Origin of the sequence: Cohnella fermenti, from assembly GCF_004801405.1 — a bacterium.
Lineage (GTDB): Bacteria > Bacillota > Bacilli > Paenibacillales > Paenibacillaceae > Cohnella > Cohnella fermenti.
On the sequence record NZ_SSOB01000015.1, the window covers coordinates 69170 to 85968 of the forward strand.

The 16799-nt window shown below is 61.2% G+C and carries 11 protein-coding genes; 9 read left to right on the top strand and 2 right to left on the bottom strand.

The annotated features are described in order from the left end of the window. The first annotated feature begins 765 nt into the window (after positions 1–765). The 5 genes from E6C55_RS13550 to E6C55_RS13570 all read left to right on the top strand — a co-directional run bounded on the left by E6C55_RS13550 (position 766) and on the right by E6C55_RS13570 (position 8833). Positions 766–1740, top strand: a complete 975-nt coding sequence (locus E6C55_RS13550; RefSeq protein WP_136370332.1) for an Rpn family recombination-promoting nuclease/putative transposase — start codon at positions 766–768, stop codon at positions 1738–1740. A gap of 244 nt (positions 1741–1984) precedes the next feature. After that, positions 1985–2881 carry an ABC transporter permease gene (locus tag E6C55_RS13555; RefSeq protein ID WP_136370333.1) on the top strand — a complete coding sequence of 299 codons (897 nt, stop codon included), beginning with the start codon at positions 1985–1987 and terminating at the stop codon, positions 2879–2881. A gap of 12 nt (positions 2882–2893) precedes the next feature. Next, positions 2894–3772: a carbohydrate ABC transporter permease gene (locus tag E6C55_RS13560; RefSeq protein ID WP_136370334.1), complete on the top strand. Its 879-nt coding sequence runs from the start codon at positions 2894–2896 to the stop codon at positions 3770–3772. Positions 3773–3810: 38 nt separating this feature from the next. After that, positions 3811–7617 carry a glycosyl hydrolase 53 family protein gene (locus E6C55_RS13565; protein WP_168735632.1) on the top strand — a complete coding sequence of 1269 codons (3807 nt, stop codon included), beginning with the start codon at positions 3811–3813 and terminating at the stop codon, positions 7615–7617. A gap of 172 nt (positions 7618–7789) precedes the next feature. Beyond that, the gene (locus tag E6C55_RS13570; protein WP_136370336.1) at positions 7790–8833 is read left to right on the top strand and encodes a glycoside hydrolase family 53 protein; all 1044 of its coding nucleotides are present in this window, start codon (positions 7790–7792) and stop codon (positions 8831–8833) included. A gap of 236 nt (positions 8834–9069) precedes the next feature. Here the strand turns inward: E6C55_RS13570 and E6C55_RS13575 are convergent, their stop codons facing one another. Then, positions 9070–9654, bottom strand: coding sequence for an LOG family protein (locus tag E6C55_RS13575; protein ID WP_136370337.1), 585 nt, complete (start codon positions 9652–9654; stop codon positions 9070–9072). A gap of 38 nt (positions 9655–9692) precedes the next feature. Next, a complete protein-coding gene (locus tag E6C55_RS13580) occupies positions 9693–10583 on the bottom strand; it encodes a LysR family transcriptional regulator (protein WP_136370338.1) in 891 nt (296 codons plus the stop codon). 181 nt (positions 10584–10764) lie between these two features. On the opposite strand from E6C55_RS13580, the gene E6C55_RS13585 reads away from it, so the two are divergent. From E6C55_RS13585 to E6C55_RS13600, 4 genes are read left to right on the top strand one after another with little or no spacing between them, the layout of a single operon-like run. Beyond that, positions 10765–11895, top strand: coding sequence for an extracellular solute-binding protein (locus E6C55_RS13585; RefSeq protein ID WP_136370339.1), 1131 nt, complete (start codon positions 10765–10767; stop codon positions 11893–11895). 3 nt (positions 11896–11898) lie between these two features. Next, entirely contained in the window at positions 11899–13608 is a 1710-nt protein-coding gene (locus E6C55_RS13590; protein WP_168735633.1) for an ABC transporter permease, read from the top strand. Continuing rightward, positions 13605–14897, top strand: a complete 1293-nt coding sequence (locus E6C55_RS13595; RefSeq protein ID WP_136370340.1) for an ABC transporter ATP-binding protein — start codon at positions 13605–13607, stop codon at positions 14895–14897. Before E6C55_RS13590 ends, E6C55_RS13595 begins: the two co-directional genes overlap by 4 nt. Before the next feature lie 6 nt (positions 14898–14903). Beyond that, on the top strand, positions 14904–15692 hold the full coding sequence (locus E6C55_RS13600; protein WP_136370341.1) for a metallophosphoesterase: 789 nt from the start codon (positions 14904–14906) through the stop codon (positions 15690–15692). The last annotated feature ends 1107 nt before the right edge of the window (positions 15693–16799 follow it).

The following is a 16799-nucleotide window of genomic DNA, read 5'->3' on the forward strand; positions in this document are numbered from 1 at the left end:
GTAAGCAATACCGCCATAACCAAGAGTAACGTTGCTGTCTTTTTCAATTCCCCATACCTCTCCATTCTCTTCTGTGATCTTCCCAACGATAATTGTGTCGGAAAATGTAAAGAAACATTAGAATTATACATAAAAATCCTATGATTAGGAATTAAAATTCCAAAAAAGGATGATTTTTCTCCGATTTCCTATTCTGTCAATCTTCGCGAAGCCGGGGCTGGAAGCAGCAGGCAACTGAAGGCGGATTTGATCGCGTACAGGTGGTTTACAAAGCGCTCCCATGTTGGTATACTCACAGCAACTTAATCCATGTCGCGAAGCACGCGCAAGCCTCGATATCCCGCCAAACAGCGAGATCGAGGCAGCGCGTGTTTTTTGTCGTTCGTACTGGTATGAGATGTGTGTAATAGCCGTGGTGCCGCGTTCGAGATTTATGTGAAAAATCGCATTCGTGCAGCTCGATAACGGGCAGGTTGGGCGATTCTATGTGAAAAATCACATCCGTGGAGGAAATTCCGGCTGGAATTGCCGGATATATGCTAAAAACCGCATAAAATGCCTCGATTCCCGCTCGATCAAGCTGGCGAATGCGAAAAACCACATAAAATCGCAAAAGACATGGGAGCGGAGGGCGAACAGGGGTGCAACCAGGGGGGTGAATAGAGGGGCAAACAGAGGCGCAAACAGAGGGGCGAATAGCGGTGTGAATAGAAGCACGAATCTGCCGGAGACGGGACGATATGTTATAATGGGGAGGACAAATGGATGACGAACAAACCAGCCATTGAGGAAGGCAAGCCTGCGCTTGCAACGGAGAGATTGAATCCGAAGAACGACTATTTGTTTCGGCGGTTATTCGGAGAAGAAGCGGGCAAGCATCTGCTGATCAGCTTGCTGAATGCGGTGCTCGGACGCAGCGGCAGCCAGCGCATTGCGGATGTGGTCATTATCGGCGAGACCCAGTTGGGCGGCGAGTGGATCGGCGACAAGGAGGTTGTTCTGGACATTCTGTGCAAGACCGACAGAGGGGACACAATCAATGTTGAGATGCAGATCCGGCGATTCCCCGTCATGGAGAAACGCAGCCTGTACTATGCGGCGCAGATGATGGTCGGTGCCATCCACAGAGGGGAATCATATGCCGATCTGAAGCGTGTGATCGGCATCAATATCCTGGACCATCGTTATCTGCCGCTCGTCAAGTATCACAGTACGTTTCACCTGTATGAGGACGAGGAGAAGACTTGCTTGCTGACGGATGCGCTTGAGCTGCATTACATCGAATGCCCGAAGTTCCAGGAGGCTGCCTTCCACATCGACGACCCGCTACACCGCTGGCTGAGATTTCTGGAGCAGGACGTGACCCCCGAACAATTGCAGGAATTGATGGAGGTGGATGAGATGATCAGAGAAGCGGAAGACCGCCTGAACCAGCTCGCCAGCGACGAGGTGACGCGGCGGTTGTACGAGATGAGAGAGAAGGCGCTGCACGACCGGGCCACCTGGCTGGAGGATGCGATGAACGAAGGCATGGAGCAAGGGATCAAACGGGGAATTGAGCAGGGAATTGAACAAGGAATTGAACAGGGAATTGAGCAAGGGATTGAGCAAGGGATTGAACGAGGTGTCGAGCAAACCGCCATACGAATGTTAGCGCGAGGCTTTACGGCTGACGACATTGCCGAAGCGACGGGGATGGACTTGCAGCGAATCGAGTCGCTGAGACGCAGTCGGGGTTGAAGACATCATGCGCAAATAAGGAATCATCAGGTCAATTATGGCGAACATCGCCATGATTGGCCTGTTTTTTTGCTGTCTTCGTTTTGGTTGCCATGCGTCCTCCCCCCTCCCTCGTCCGCAAACTGGTTGCAATAATGCCATCAATGTTGGTTTTGCGTGCTACTGAAGGGACGGAGGCGGTTGCTATAATTTGTCTATACTCTGCGCTTTGGGCTCTGCGCGGAACCGACAAGGAGGCTGCAAGATGCGCTACCTCAAAAGAACCTGGCCCTTCCATCTCATGCTGCTTCCGGCGCTTGCACTGCTTATCGTCTTTAACTATGTGCCGCTCGGCGGCATCGTGATGGCGTTCCAGGACTATAAGCCGTGGCTGCGGATCAGCGGCTCGGAATGGATCGGCCTCGATAACTTCCGCCTGCTGTTCGAGCGGGAGGACAGCCTCCAGGTCATCTGGAACACGCTCGTCATCGCCGTCTTCAAAATCATCCTCAACCTCCTCACGCCCCTAACCTTCGCGATCCTTCTGAACGAGGTCCGGCAGAAATACCTGACCCGCTCCATCCAGACGATGGTGTACCTGCCGCACTTCCTCTCGTGGGTCATTCTCGGGGGCATTCTCGTCGAATTCCTGTCGTCGGACGGCGGCTTCGTCAACCGGGTGCTCCATTCGCTGTTCGGCGTCAAGCCGATCTTCTTCCTCGGGGACGGAGACTGGTTCCGCTTCACCGTCGTCGTCAGCGATGTGTGGAAGGAGTTCGGCTACAACACGATTGTGTTCCTCGCTGCGCTGGCCGGCATCAACCCGTCGCTCTACGAGGCGGCGGAGATGGACGGGGCCAGCCGCTGGGCGCAGACGAAGCACATCACGATCCCATCGCTTATTCCGATGGCGATCGTTGTCGGCACGCTGTCTCTCGGCAACATCCTGAACGCGGGCTTCGACCAGATTTTTAACCTGTACAATTCCTTGGTTATTCACAAGGGCGACATCATCGACACCTTCGTGTACCGGACGGCGATCCAGGAAGGACAGTTCGGCTTCGCGACGGCGGTGGGGCTGTTCAAGTCGGTCGTCAGCATGATTCTGATCGTCATCTCCTACCGTCTGGCCTACAAGCTGGCGAATTACCGAGTGTTCTAGGAGGGAAGCCGCATGTATCACAAGACAGTCCCGTATCGAATCTTTAACGTCATCAACACGGTTCTCCTCGCCGCGATTGCGCTCATCTGCATCATTCCGCTTGTCCACGTGCTGGCCATCTCCTTCAGCGCCAAGTCGGCCGCGGACGGCAATCTGGTCGGTCTCTGGCCGGTGCAATTCACGACAATCGCCTACGAGAAAACAATCAACAACCCGATTTTCCTCCACTCGCTGTGGGTATCCGTCGAGCGGACGGTTCTCGGCACAATCGGCATCCTGCTGGTCGCTTGCCTGGCGGCGTACCCGCTGTCGAAGGAGAACGCGCAGTTCCAAGGACGCTCGGTGTACTCTTGGGTGTTTGTTTTTACGATGATTTTTAACGGGGGGCTTGTGCCCTTCTACATCGTCATCCAGCGGATCGGCCTGATGGATTCGTTCTGGGTGCTCGTTATTCCGGGGCTCGTGAACGTCTGGCTGATCATCCTGCTGATGAACTTCTTCCGCGGCATCCCGAAGGAGCTGGAAGAGGCGGCGCTGATCGACGGCTCCGGATACTTCGGCATTCTGTGGCGCGTGTACCTTCCGGTCTCGCTGCCGGCGCTGGCGACGCTCGGGCTGTTCGCGATGGTGTGGCACTGGAACTCCTGGTTCGACGGCCTGCTGTACCTTAGCTCCAAGGAGGATTACCCGCTCGCTTCGTTTATGCAGACGGTCATCGTGTCGCGCGACATGAGCTCGATGAACTTCTCGAAGATCGAATTCGAGATGCTGTCGCAGAAGACGATCAACGCAGCGCAGATCTTCATCGGAGCGCTTCCGATTCTGATTGTGTATCCGTTCTTGCAGAAGTACTTCGTCAAGGGGCTTGTCATGGGTTCGGTCAAGGAGTAAGCAGCATTCCAATTCTATCGTTGGCAGGGGGATTCGAAGTGAGAAGATCGACGATTTGGCGGAAAATGGAAAGCGTTGTCATGGCGACCGTGCTGCTCGTCTCGGGGGTTATGGCGGCGTTCGGGACGGCGGCGAGGGAGGCGGACGCATCGGCAATCGCGAACCTGGTCCTCAATCCGGGATTCGAGACGGGGGATCTGGAAGGGTGGACATACGAGGGCCCCGCTTCCACGCTCAGCGTGAGCGGGAGCGACAAGGCATCGGGCTCTTATGCGGCAAGCTTCTGGAACGCGAGCGCGTACCAGTTCACGCTGACACAGACGCTGACCGGGCTTGAGGATGGGGAGTATGTGCTTAAGGCGTACGCTTCAGGCAACGCGGGCACCCAGGATATTCGCCTGTTCGCGGACGGCTTCGGCGGAGACAGGCTGGAGACGGCCATCGCGAACACGGGCTGGGGCAACGTGCCGCAGTACGTCGTCAGCGGCATCCAGGTGACGAACGGGACGGCGACGCTCGGCTTCTCGGCCGACGTGCCCGCAGGGTACTGGGGCTTCTTCGACGACGTGGAGTTCTACAGGACGGGCGGTTCGACGGCTCCGGTGACGGCGGACGAGTTCATCAAGGGCGCGGACATCTCGACGCTGCAGGCGATCGAGGATGCGGGCGGCCATTACTATGAGGACGGAACGGAGAAGGACCTGCTGGCGATTCTGAAGGATCACGGCGTCAACTACATCCGGCTGCGGCTGTGGAACGATCCGGTCGAGGCCGGGGGCTATAACGACAAGGCGCATACGCTCGAGATGGCGAAGCGGGTGAAGGAGGCCGGACTCAAGCTGCTGCTCGACTTCCACTACTCGGACTTCTGGGCCGATCCGGGCAAGCAGGTGAAGCCGGCGGCGTGGCAGTCGCTGAGCTATGACGAGCTGAAGCAGGCGGTATACGACTATACCGCGGACGTGCTGAACGATCTGGCGGACGAGAACGCTTATCCGGATATGGTGCAGATCGGCAACGAGATCAACCCCGGCATGCTGCTTCCGGACGGCTCGGTCAGCAACTACGACAAGCTGGCCGGGCTGCTGACGAGCGGCACGACGGCAGTGCGCGACACGACGCCGGACGGGCAGAAGGCGAAGATCATGATCCACTTGGCGGAAGGGGGGAACAACTCCTTCTTCCAAACGTTCTTTAATGCGATAACGGCGCGCGGGGTGGACTTCGACGTCATCGGCATGTCGTACTATCCGTTCTGGCACGGCAATCTGCAGCAGCTTAAGACGAACCTGAACGACATGGCCGCGCGCTTCGGCAAGCAGGTCGTCGTGGCGGAGACGTCCTACGGGTACACGCTGGCGGACGGAGACGGCTGGGGCAACACCTTCACGCAGACCGAGGTGAACGAGGCCGGCTTCCCGGCTACGGTGGAAGGACAGAAGACGGTTGTGGAGACGGTGCTGAACACGGTGGCCCACGTGCCGAACGGCCTCGGCCTCGGAGCCTTCTACTGGGAGCCGGCCTGGATTCCGGTGCCGAAGGACGGCAATGGACACTATCGGGCGGGCTGGAAGGAAGGCGAGGGCAACGCCTGGGATAACCAAGCGATGTTCGACTTCGCGGGGAATGCGCTCGATTCGCTGGACGCCTTCCGGTTCGATATGGCGAGCCTGCCTGCGGAGCAGCCGTTGATGGCTTACGCTCCGGAAGGGATCACGGTGGAAGCGAACACGGCGGTCGAAGCGGCGACGGCGGCTCTGCCCGCTGCGGTCGATGTGCTATACAACGAGGGAACGATTCGTGCCGCCGCGGTCGTCTGGGATTCGCTGGACGAGGACCTTCTGTCCAAGGTCGGCACGTTCGAGCTCTCGGGGACGGTGGAAGGAAGCGAGGCGACGGTGAGCATTGCGGTTACGGTATCCGCACATCGGAACGTGCTCGTCAATCCGGGCTTCGAAGACGGCAACACCGGCTGGACGATCGAGGGAACAAGCGGCGCGGCCGTCGTCAAGACGGACTCGGGCAACGCTTACGCCGGTTCCAAGGCGCTCAATTACTACTCGGACGGAGACTTCGTCTTTACGCTGACGCAAACGCTGACGGATCTTCCGAACGGGACGTATGTGCTGAAGGCCAAGGTGTCCGGCGGCGGAGGCGACAATTCCGTGAAGCTGTTCGCCTCGGCGGCAGGAGCGGTGTACGAATCGGGGGAGATCGTCAACACGGGCTGGAAGGTATGGAACGACGCGACGCTTACGGGCATCGAGGTCACGGACCACACGGCGTCCGTCGGGCTCGCGGCAGAGGCGCCCGCCGGAACGTGGGGCTGGGTGGACAGCTTCGAGCTGTATCGGGAAGTCGATCTCGCCCAGTGGGAGACGGCCAAGTCGCTGACCGCTTCGGAGACGACTGCGGATTCGATCAAGCTGGCATGGAGCGGCGTGAAGGAGCCGGGGAACGTTCAAGGCTACCGGGTATACCAGGACGGCGTGCGGATCGCGACCGTGACGGAAGCCGTCTATACGGCGACGGGGCTTGAAGAGAATACGGCGTACACGTTCAAAATCGAAGCGTCGAACGACGGCGAGATTTGGACGTCGGACGGCCCTTCGGCGACTCTCTCGACCAGCGGAGAAGGCACGGAAGAACCGGGCACGGACACGCCGGGCACATCGCCAGGGACGACGACTGACGGTACGACGACTCCGGCCGTTCCGGAGGGCACGGCGGTTCTGACCGCGGCCGATCTGAAGGGCGAGGCGCAGTCGGGAACGGTTGCGGTCAAGCTGCCGGACGGAGCGACGTCCGTGCAGTTGCCGGCGAGCGCGTCGCAGTTGTTGGCCGGGAAGCCGCTGGAGCTGATATCGGGCGGGATCGTGCTTCGCCTGCCGGCGGACGTGCTGAAGGAGCTTGAAGATAAGCTCGGCGCCGAAGGCGTCATCACGGTTCAGATGAAGCCGCTCGGCGAGGAGGCTCGCAAGGCTGTGCTGGCGAAGCTGAACGGCCAGGCGGGGACGACGGTCGCTCTGCTCGGCGACGTGTGCGACTTCGAGCTGACGATCGCTTCGGCGGACGGGAAGTCGCAGCAATCGCTGACGCAGTTCTCCGTTCCGATCGGCCTGCGGTTCGCGGCCGATCAGCCTTCCGCGACGGCGGGAATCTTCTTCCTGAACGCGGCCGGCGAGCCGGAATACGTCGGCGGCAAGTGGAAGAGCGGCTACTATGAAGCCGAGCTGAGCCACTTCAGCCGATATGCGCTGTTGGACGTGGAGAAGACATTCGCCGACGTGAAGACGACGCATTGGGCATATGGGTCCATTCGCGAGCTGGCCGCGAAGCAAGTCGTGCTCGGCGTATCGGCGGACCGCTTCGAGCCGAGCCGCACGATTACGCGCGCCGAGTTCACGGCGATGCTCGCCCGCGCGCTCGGCCTTGCGGCGGGCGATCCGGCGGCGAGCGGCTTCGCCGACGTGCCCGCGTCCGCGTGGTACGCGGCGGACGTTGCGGCTGCGGCGGAGCGCGGCATCGTGTCCGGCCGCGGCGACGGCAGCTTCGACCCGAGCGGGGCGATCACCCGCGAGGAGATGGCCGTTATGGCCGCGAAGGCGGCTGCGGCTCTGCTCGGCGACGGCGAGGTGAAGGCGGCGGAAGGCGACGAGGCGGATGCCGCCGTATTCGCCGACAGCCTGCGCATCTCCGCCTGGGCGGAAGCCTCCGTCGGCCAGGCCGTCCGCCTGAAGCTCATGCAGGGCCGCGGCAGCAATCTGTTCGCACCGCAAGGCATCGTCACCCGCGCCGAAGCCGCCGAGCTGCTGTCTCGCCTGCTGGGAACGGGCAACGAATAAAAGAGTGGGCGGCACCGGGATCGATTCCCGGGCCGCCCTCTCGCCTTGTGCGACTGTCTTGCTAAAACATTGGAACGATTGCAAACGCGCCGTATCGCCCACCGCCGGATAGCGCTTACAATGTGCATGGAGATCGCGCGACTCCACTATTTTTTCCAGGGGAGGATGTATCATGTTCAAGAAAGCGGCATCGGGATTGATCGCTATTCTGCTTGTCTTGGCTCTCGTATGGACACAGACGGCCCAGCCTCAGGTGACCGTCGCGGCCCCGACCTTCGCGAAGGGGGCGGATATCAGTTGGGTTCCCGGCATGGAAGCGCAAGGCTACAAGTGGAAAGACAAGAATGGCGTGCAGCGGGACATCATCGATATTCTGAAGAACGATTACCAGATTAATTCGGTGCGAATCCGCGTGTGGGTGAATCCGTCGAGCAGCTACACGAACGGCTATATGACCAAGGAACGGGCGGCCGCGCTCGCCAAGCGCGCGAAGGACGCGGGCCTAAGCGTCATGCTCACCTTGCACTACAGCGATTCCTGGGCCGATCCCGGCCAGCAGACGAAGCCTGCCGCCTGGGCATCCTACACGTTCACGCAACTGATGGATGCCGTATGGAACTGGACCCGTTCCGTCATGACGACGATGCAGTCGTACGGCGTGACGCCGGATTGGGTGCAGATCGGCAACGAGACGAACAACGGAATGCTGTGGAATGACGGCAAGGCGTCGCTCAGCATGCAGAACTACGCCTGGCTCGTCAACACGGGCAACAATGCGGTCAAGTCGATCAGCAGCTCGACGAAGACGATCGTGCACTTGGCGAACGGCTACGACAACTCGGTGTTCACCTGGAACATCGGCGGTCTGATCGCGAACGGCGCTACCTTCGACATCATCGGCATGTCGCTCTACCCGAGCACGTCCGATTGGTCGACGAAGGTGACGCAGACGATCAGCAACGCGAACAGCATGATCTCCTCGTACGGCAAGCCGATCATGATCACGGAGATCGGCATGGCCTACAACTCGCCGTCGACGGCGAAGAGCTTTATCACGGACATCAAGACGAAGGTGCGCAACATCTCCGGCGGCAAGGGCCTCGGCGTCTTCTATTGGGAGCCGGAAGCGACGCCGGGATACAATTCCGGCTACAACCTCGGCGCGTGGCAGGCCGACATGAAGCCGACAATCGCTCTGGAAGGCTTCTTGAACTAACGGGCCGAGCGATGGGCGCGAGCTGCCAATGAAGCGGAACCCATTATCCCCTTGAGTCAGGAACCGGAGCCGGAGAAGCGGCGAGTCGGGGACTGAGCAGCAGGGATAATGGGTTCTCTGGCATTGCATCGCGGCCGTAAGATGAGGTTCCTGAGCCGCGGGGAGAAGAGGCCTAAGCGTCCAGGAAGGAATTGGCAGCCGCAGCGGAACCGCCGCAATATGGTAATTGTCGGCGCTTACGTCATCTGCTCGTTCTTCAGGTACGTTTTCACGGAAGGGGGGCTGTACCGCTCGAAGCGGTCGAGCAGCGAGCCGGGGTCGGTGTCGATGAGCAGCATGGGGCGATACTTCTCCTGCATGAACTGCTCCGACAGCATCGTCTCGAACATGGATGCGAGCGGATCGTAATAGCCGTTCACGTTGAGCAGGCCGCACGGCTTCCCGTGCAGGCCGAGCTGCGCCCAGGTGAACGTCTCGAAGAATTCCTCCATCGTTCCCGGACCGCCGGGGAGCGAGAGGAAGCCGTCCGCCAGCTCGGCCATCTTCGCCTTGCGCTCGTGCATGGAGTCGACGACGATGAGCTCGCTCAGTCCCTTGTGCGCGATCTCGCGGCTCTGCAGGAAGCCGGGCAGAATGCCGACGACGCGGCCCCCTTCTTCAAGGACGGCATCGGCGACGGCGCCCATGAGGCCGACGCTCGCGCCTCCGTAGACGAGGGCGAGACCCCGGCGGGCGATCTCGCGGCCAAGCGATGCGGCCGCCTCCTTATAGATCGGCGAGGCTCCGAGGCTGGAGCCGCAGTATACGGCAATGGATTGCATGGCATGCATCCTCCTTGGCAATTAAACATAGATCTCGATTATACCTCCAGCTTGCCCCGCATAAAAGCGATAAAGCGAGAAGCCTGAGGGACGAGCGGGTCCTCCTCCCGGCTGACGAGGCTGATCGTGCGCGCGGGAACCGCACCGGGAAGATCGCGGACGGCCAGCTCGCCTTCGGTCGCCTCCTTGATGACGCTGCGATACGGGAGGATGCCGATGCCGATCCCATGCTTGACCGATTCCTTGATCGTCTCGATCGCGCCGAGCTCCATCCGGATGTTCCAGCGCAGACCGTTGTCGCGGGCCCAACGCTCGGACAATTCGCGGGACGTCGAGCCGGGCTCGTGCACGAGGAAGGGCTGCATGCGCAGCTCGTCCATGGAGAGGGTCCGGCGCGAAGCGAGCGGGTGCCGGGGGGAGAGCACGAGCTTCAGCTCGTCGTCGGCGAGCCGGATGACGTTCAGCCCCGGCACCGGTCCGTCCGGGAGCGACACGACGGCGACGTCGAGCTCGTAGCCGGCGAGCATGCCGAGCACCTCGCCGGCCTGCTTGACCGTGAGCAGCGGCATCGTCTGCGGGTAATGCTCCTGGAATTCGGCGAGATAAGCGGGCAGGAAGTAGGTGGCCGGGGTGTAGCTTGCGCCGATGCGGAGCTTGCCGCGCCCCTGCTCCTTATGATCGCGCATAAGCTGCTCGGCTTCCTCGACGAGAGTGGCGATCTTGCGGGCATAAGGAAGAAGGCCTTCCCCTGCGAGGGTGAGCGTCAGCCGGCCGGCGCTTTTGCGGAACAGCTCGACCCCGAACGACTCCTCCAGCTTCTTCAGATGGAAGCTGACCGTAGGCTGCTTGAGGCCAAGCTCGGCGGCGGCCTCGGTCACTGTTCGGCAAGCGGCGGCTTTCTCGAACACTCGTAATTGCTGAACGTTCATCGCGACTCCTCCCACGTTGGCAAGCCTCGAAGGCTTTCTTTTCCCAATATAGAATTTATCTATGAAATGATCAATACCCATAGAAGTTATTTAATTTAGATTTAGCATCGCGTTTACAATCGACTGACATTCCCCCGGTAAAGTGAAGATAGGTCATTCAAACACACGGGGGAGGTTCACAATGAACACTCGGAACACGAAAATTCTCACGGCAGCAGCGCTGCTCGGCTTGACGGCAATCGTATCGGCATGCGGCAACTCGAACAACAACGCGAACTCGAACGCAGCGGCTTCTCCGGAACCGTCGGCATCCGCTCCGGCTGCGGAATCGGCAAGCCCGTCGCCATCGGAGAGCGCCAGCCCATCGGCCGTTAACGGCAACGGCGAGACGCTTACCGTCTATCTGAACGACTTCGACGAGATGATCAAGCCTCTGTTCGAAGAAGCGACGGGGTACAAGCTGGAGCTCGTGACGGGCAACGGAGCGGAGATCATGTCCCGCATCGAGGCCGAGAAGGGCAACCCGCACTGGGACGTCGTCTGGATGGATGCCATGCCTTCGATCGAAGGCCTCAACAAGGCCGGACAGCTTCTGGACGGATACGCTCCGGACAATGCGGCGGGCCTGACGGACTTCGCGAAGCAATTCGTGCCGGCCAACCAGGCTTACTACCCGACGGGCGCGCACGCGGCTGCGGTTATCGTCTACAACACGAAGGAGTTCGACGAGACGACGGCTCCGAAGTCCTGGGCGGACCTCGCCGACGCGAAGTACAAGGGCGTTATCGGCATGGCGGACCCGGCGGTCGCCGCTCCGGCTTATCCGTTCGTCGCCTGGTTCTTCCAGGATCAAGGCATGGACGGCGGCAAGAGCTACTTCGAGAGCGTGCTGAAGAACGGAGCGCACATCTATCCGAAGAACCCGAACGTCTCCAGCGCCCTGACCGGCGGCGAGATCAAGGCGGCTGCGCTCCAGGAGAGCAACGCGTACTCGCTTAAGAACAGCGGAGAGCCGATCGGCATCATCTGGCCGGAAGAAGGAGCGCCTGCATCGGTTCGCGTGGCGGCTATCCAGAAGGATACGAAGCATGCCGACGCAGCGAAGGCGTTCGTCAACTTCCTGCTTGACCCGGCCATTCAGCAGAAGCTGATCGACGACGGCGAAGAGAGCTACTTCCAGCCGAGCGTCAACGGCGTCAATGCGAAGTCGGACCGCGATCCGAACGCCAAGCTGGTCGTGGCGGAAGCGGCCTGGGCATCCGAGCACGAAGCCGAGATCAAGCAATGGTTCGCCGACAATTCGGTGCAGTAACCGATGATTCAACGCTTATTCGCTTACGGGAACAGGACGGGCTGGCTGGTGCTGGCCGTCCTTGTTCTACTTATATTGCTGCCGCTGGCCGCGGTTATCGTTCAAGTACTGCTGCCCGGCGTGTTCTTCGGGAACTGGGAGCTCGGGGATCTGTCGCTGCTGCTTGAGATATTCCGGCGGCCTCTCTGGTACCAGTCTCTGAAAAACACGCTGACGCTAGGAATCGGAACGACGGTGTTCGCCACGGTTCTGGGGGGAGCGCTCGCGACCGTTCGGGCCCAGTGGAAGTTCCCGGCCGCGAAGCTTCTCGATGTGACGGTCTGGCTGCTGATCATTACGCCTTCGTTTATACTGGCCCAGGGCTGGGTCATGTTCGCGGCGTCGAACGGGCTGGCCCGTCAATGGTTCGGCTGGGACTGGATGCATTCTGTCGTGTTCACGCCGGCCGGACTTATCGCGATTATGTCGCTGAGCAAATTTCCTTTTGCCTATCTGGCGGTGTTCACCGCGCTCGAATGGAAGGTCGACCGGCTGGGCGAAGCTGCGCGTCTGAACGGGGGCGGCCCATGGACGACCTGGCGGACGATTCAACTGCCGCTGCTGTTGCCCGCTTACTGCTCGGGAGCGATGCTCGTGTTCATGGACACGGTAGGCGACTTCGGCCTCCCGGCGTCCATCGCGGCGGTGTTCCGGTTCCCGACGCTTCCGTATTCGATCTATTCGGCGCTCTATACGTCCCCGATTCGCTTCGACATGGCGGGCGTGCTGTCGTTCTACCTCGTGCTGCTGATTGCGTTGGCGATGAGCGTGCAGTTCTACGTGCTGCGCAAGTCGCGCTTCGACTTCCTGAACGCGAGGGCAACGAGAACGGAGCCGATGCCGCTTCGAAGCGGCTGGAGCAAGTGGGCGATTGCGGCGGCAAGCGCGCTGCTGGTTGCGATGGCGGCGGGCATTCCGTTCGGCTCCAACCTGATGACGTCGATCACGAGGTCGAACGGGGCCTCGGGGGCGACGCTGACCGGGGAACATTATCGCAAGCTCTTCGAGAACGGGGGCCGGCTTGCGGGCGGGCTCGCCCATTCGCTCGAGATCGCGGCGGGAGCGGCGCTGGTCGGGCTTACGGTCGGCTTCTTCGTCTCCTACGTGCTGACCTATTCGCGGTTCGCGCTGCGGCAGACGGTCGATGTCATCTCGCTGATCTCGCTGGCCGTTCCGGGCGTCGTGCTTGGGATCGGATACATCTTCATCTGGAATCAAGCCTGGTTGGAAAAGATCGGCCTCCTGCTCTACGGCAAGCCGGCCATTCTGATTCTCGCGAGCGTGGCGGGGGCGATTCCGGTCATCACCCGGGTGCTGACCGGCGCGATGGCGAAGGTTCCGGCGGGGCTCTTGTCCGCCGCCCAGATGCAGGGGGCGGGCTTCGGCAGGAGACTTGCGACGATCATCGTTCCGCTGCTGCGCGGGGCTTTGGTGTCCGCGGCGATGGCCGCATTCGGCGCGAGCGTGTTCGATCTGGCGACGACGTCGATCCTGTTCCCGCCGAACTTCATGACGCTGCCGGTTGTCATCAACAAGGCGTTCGAGGACTTGAAGTTCGGCTACGCGGCGGCGGCGACGCTGACCGGCGGCGGAATCGTTATCGCGGCAATCATGCTTATCGAATGGGCGCTCAGGCCCAAGAAATCCAATCGGGCAAGGAGTAACCGGATATGACAAAGACGATTCTGGAAGTGCGGGAGCTGAATAAATCGTTCGGCTCGCACGCGGCTTTGCGGGGGCCCAGCTTCCGCGTTAACGCAGGGGAGATCATCAGCGTGCTCGGGCCTTCGGGCTGCGGGAAGTCGACGCTGCTGCAACTGATCGCGGGGCTCCAGCAGCCGGACTCGGGAGAGATTCGGCTGCGGGGAGAGGTCGTCTCGTCGGCTTCGAAGCTCGTTCCTCCGGAGAAGCGGGGGATCAATATGGTTTTCCAGGATTATGCGTTGTGGCCGCATATGACGGTGTTCGAGAATATCGCGTACGGACTTAAACGCCGGAAGGCGAGCGGAGCGGACATTCGGAGCAAGGTCGGCGAGCAGTTGGAGCTGCTCAGGCTGAGCGGACTGCAGGACCGGCTTCCCGCGCAGTTGTCCGGCGGCCAGCAGCAGCGCGTGGCCATCGCGCGGGCGCTGGCGACGGAGCCGGATCTGCTGCTTCTCGACGAGCCGTTGTCCAACCTGGACATGCGCCTGCGCGTCGAGATGCGGACCGAGATGGCGTACTTGTTCCGCCGGCTCGGGACGACGGTCTTCCACGTGACGCACGATCCGGAAGAAGCGTTCGCAATGGCGGATCGGCTCGTCATCATGCGCGGCGGGGCGATCGATCAGATCGATACGCCGCAGGCGTGCTACGGGCTGCCGGCGACGAGATCGGCCGCCTCCCTGCTCGGCGCCGCCAACCGGCTCTCCGGCGGCTTCGAAGCTTCGCGCTACGGCGCGGCCGTGCGGGCGGGAGAGAGCCTGCTTCACGGGGCCGTGCCCGGCGGTTCGTGGGGTGGAGGCACCGGGGACGGCGCGGTAGGCTTGTTCCGCCCGGAAGCGGCCGTGTGGAGAGAAGCGGATTGGCAGGCATTGACGGAGGAGTCTTCGCGCCCTGCCGTTCTGCCCGCCGCCTCCCCGGCACCTGTCGCTTCGGCCGCCGTGCTGTCCTCCGCGCGTTCCTCGGCAACGGCCACCCTGTCCGCCTCGCGCGCTCCGGCCCCTGCATCCGCCGCGAGCGCTGCGGGAGAGATGGCGGCGGGTGCGGAAGCGACCGGCGGCAGCAAGAAGGTCTACAACTATATCCGGGTACGGGTCATTCTCAGCTCGTTCGAAGGCAGCCGCTGGCGCGTTCTGGGCGAGACCCCGTCGGGCGACAGGCTGGCATTCTTCCACGACTCTCCGCTGTCTGCCGGCTCCTTCGGAGCGCTGGAAGTCGCTTCTACCGACGTTTACATTTATTCGCACGATGAAGAAAGGTAGATTCGCATGTCTCGCATCTTGGCGATATCGGATATTCACGGCCATGCGGAAGGGACGCGCCTGCTGCTCGACGCGGCAGGCTACGATCCCGCACGGGATGAGCTGTATTTGCTTGGCGACTTCATCGATTGGGATGCGCGCACGTGGCGGGCACTGGGGTACGTGAGGCAACTGGTCGAGGGAGGAGCCCGCGCAGTGCTCGGCAACATGGAGCGCTGGCTTCTGGACGAGAGCGACGAGCAGCGGGCAGTTGCCGGCGTTCCGGGCAAGGGAATTGAACCGCGATTGGGCGTTGCCATTGCCGGCAGAGGCGGCGAACCGCTGGCGGGTGCTCCCGTTCCGGAGAAGGAGAGGGAGAGGGAACGGGAGAAGGAGCGGGAGAAGGCGTCTCGCGTGGATTCCGCCGTGCCTGCGGCGGAGCTGGCATTCCTGCGGAACACACCGCTCTGCATCCGGCGCGAGCCGTACCTGTTCGTCCACGCGGGCATCCGTCCCGGCGTCGAGCTGGAGCGGCAGGAGCCCGCCGACCTGATCGGCATCCGCAAGGAATTCTGGGGCGACTCGCGCGAGCTTCCGTACACAGTCGTGTTCGGGCACACCCCCACCCACAAGATCGGCGCCCCCGCCGGCGAGATCTGGACGGGGCCGAGCCGCCTCGGCATCGACACCGGCGCGAAGCACGGCTGCCGCCTCACACTGGTCGACCTGACCAACCGCACCGCCTACTCCTGCTCGACGGGAGTCGCCGATTCCAAAGGCCTGTACAGTGACTTCCGCCGATCGTCGTGGGGCTGAGAACTCGCTATCCCATCGGGCTCGCGAGAAACCGTTATCCCGTCGGGTCAGAATGGCGGGCGGATAGGCGGGGAACCGCTATCCCGTCGGGTCAGAATGGCGGGCGGATAGGCGGGGAACCGCTATCCCGTCGGGTCAGAATGGCGGGCGGATACGCGAGAAACCGCTATCCCATCGAGTCAGAATGGAGCAATCCCATAAGGGGTCGCGAGTTCTGAGCGGAAGGGATAGCGGTTTTTGCGCTTCGACAGGGCAAACTCCGTCCGGAGACGGTACTTAGCAACCGGAGCTTATGGCCGCACGTCAACGAATATGAAATTTAGCATACATTTTCCTAATATGCGGTCATTTTAGCGATTTTATGTGGTTTTTCATATAAAATCGGCTGGTTCGGATGATTATTTGCGTGATTTATGTGGTTTTTCGCATAGAATGGTCAATTGGGCCGTCTTACGCCGGGTGCGAATGTGAAATTTAGCATAAATTCGGAAAGCCCCTGCGTCGGCACCAGGACCAATCGTATTACGGTGGGAGTTAGCGCAGATTCATCTAAAACTTCCGCCGCGCGCATTAACTCGACACCACGAACCCAACAAGCCCCGCCGAGCCTCACATATTCCGCCGAACCGAGTAACCCGATGCCAACCATCGAGCTCCCGCTGAGCCTCGCGTACCCCGCCGAACCGAGTAACCCGATGCCAACCATCGAGCTCCCGCTGAGCCTCACGTACCCCGCCGAACCGAGTAACCCGGTGTCAACCACCGAGCTCTCGCCGAGCCTCACGTACCCCGCCGAACCGAGTAACCCGGTGTCAACCATCGAGCTCCCGCCGAGCCCCACGTACCCCCCCTAACCGAGTAACCCGATGCCAACCATCGAGCCTCTGCCGAGCCCCGCGTACCCCGCCTAACCGAGTAACCCGATGCCGACCACCGGGCTCTCGCCGAGCCTCACGCATCCCGTCGAACCGAGTAACCCGATGCAACCATCGAGCCTCTGCCGAGCCCCTCGCAACCCGCCGAACCGAGTAACCTGATTCCAACCATCGAGCCTCTGCCGAGCCTCACGTACCCCGCACGCAACGGAATCTCGCGAAATCTCGGCTT

Bases quoted from the DNA above. Each gene is read 5' to 3' on its own strand.
- E6C55_RS13550 (WP_136370332.1), top strand. From the start codon at position 766: ATGACGAACAAACCAGCCATTGAGGAAGGCAAGCCTGCGCTTGCAACG.
- E6C55_RS13555 (WP_136370333.1), top strand. From the start codon at position 1,985: ATGCGCTACCTCAAAAGAACCTGGCCCTTCCATCTCATGCTGCTTCCG.
- E6C55_RS13560 (WP_136370334.1), top strand. From the start codon at position 2,894: ATGTATCACAAGACAGTCCCGTATCGAATCTTTAACGTCATCAACACG.
- E6C55_RS13570 (WP_136370336.1), top strand. From the start codon at position 7,790: ATGTTCAAGAAAGCGGCATCGGGATTGATCGCTATTCTGCTTGTCTTG.
- E6C55_RS13575 (WP_136370337.1), bottom strand. From the start codon at position 9,654: ATGCAATCCATTGCCGTATACTGCGGCTCCAGCCTCGGAGCCTCGCCG.
- E6C55_RS13580 (WP_136370338.1), bottom strand. From the start codon at position 10,583: ATGAACGTTCAGCAATTACGAGTGTTCGAGAAAGCCGCCGCTTGCCGA.
- E6C55_RS13585 (WP_136370339.1), top strand. From the start codon at position 10,765: ATGAACACTCGGAACACGAAAATTCTCACGGCAGCAGCGCTGCTCGGC.
- E6C55_RS13590 (WP_168735633.1), top strand. From the start codon at position 11,899: ATGATTCAACGCTTATTCGCTTACGGGAACAGGACGGGCTGGCTGGTG.
- E6C55_RS13595 (WP_136370340.1), top strand. From the start codon at position 13,605: ATGACAAAGACGATTCTGGAAGTGCGGGAGCTGAATAAATCGTTCGGC.
- E6C55_RS13600 (WP_136370341.1), top strand. From the start codon at position 14,904: ATGTCTCGCATCTTGGCGATATCGGATATTCACGGCCATGCGGAAGGG.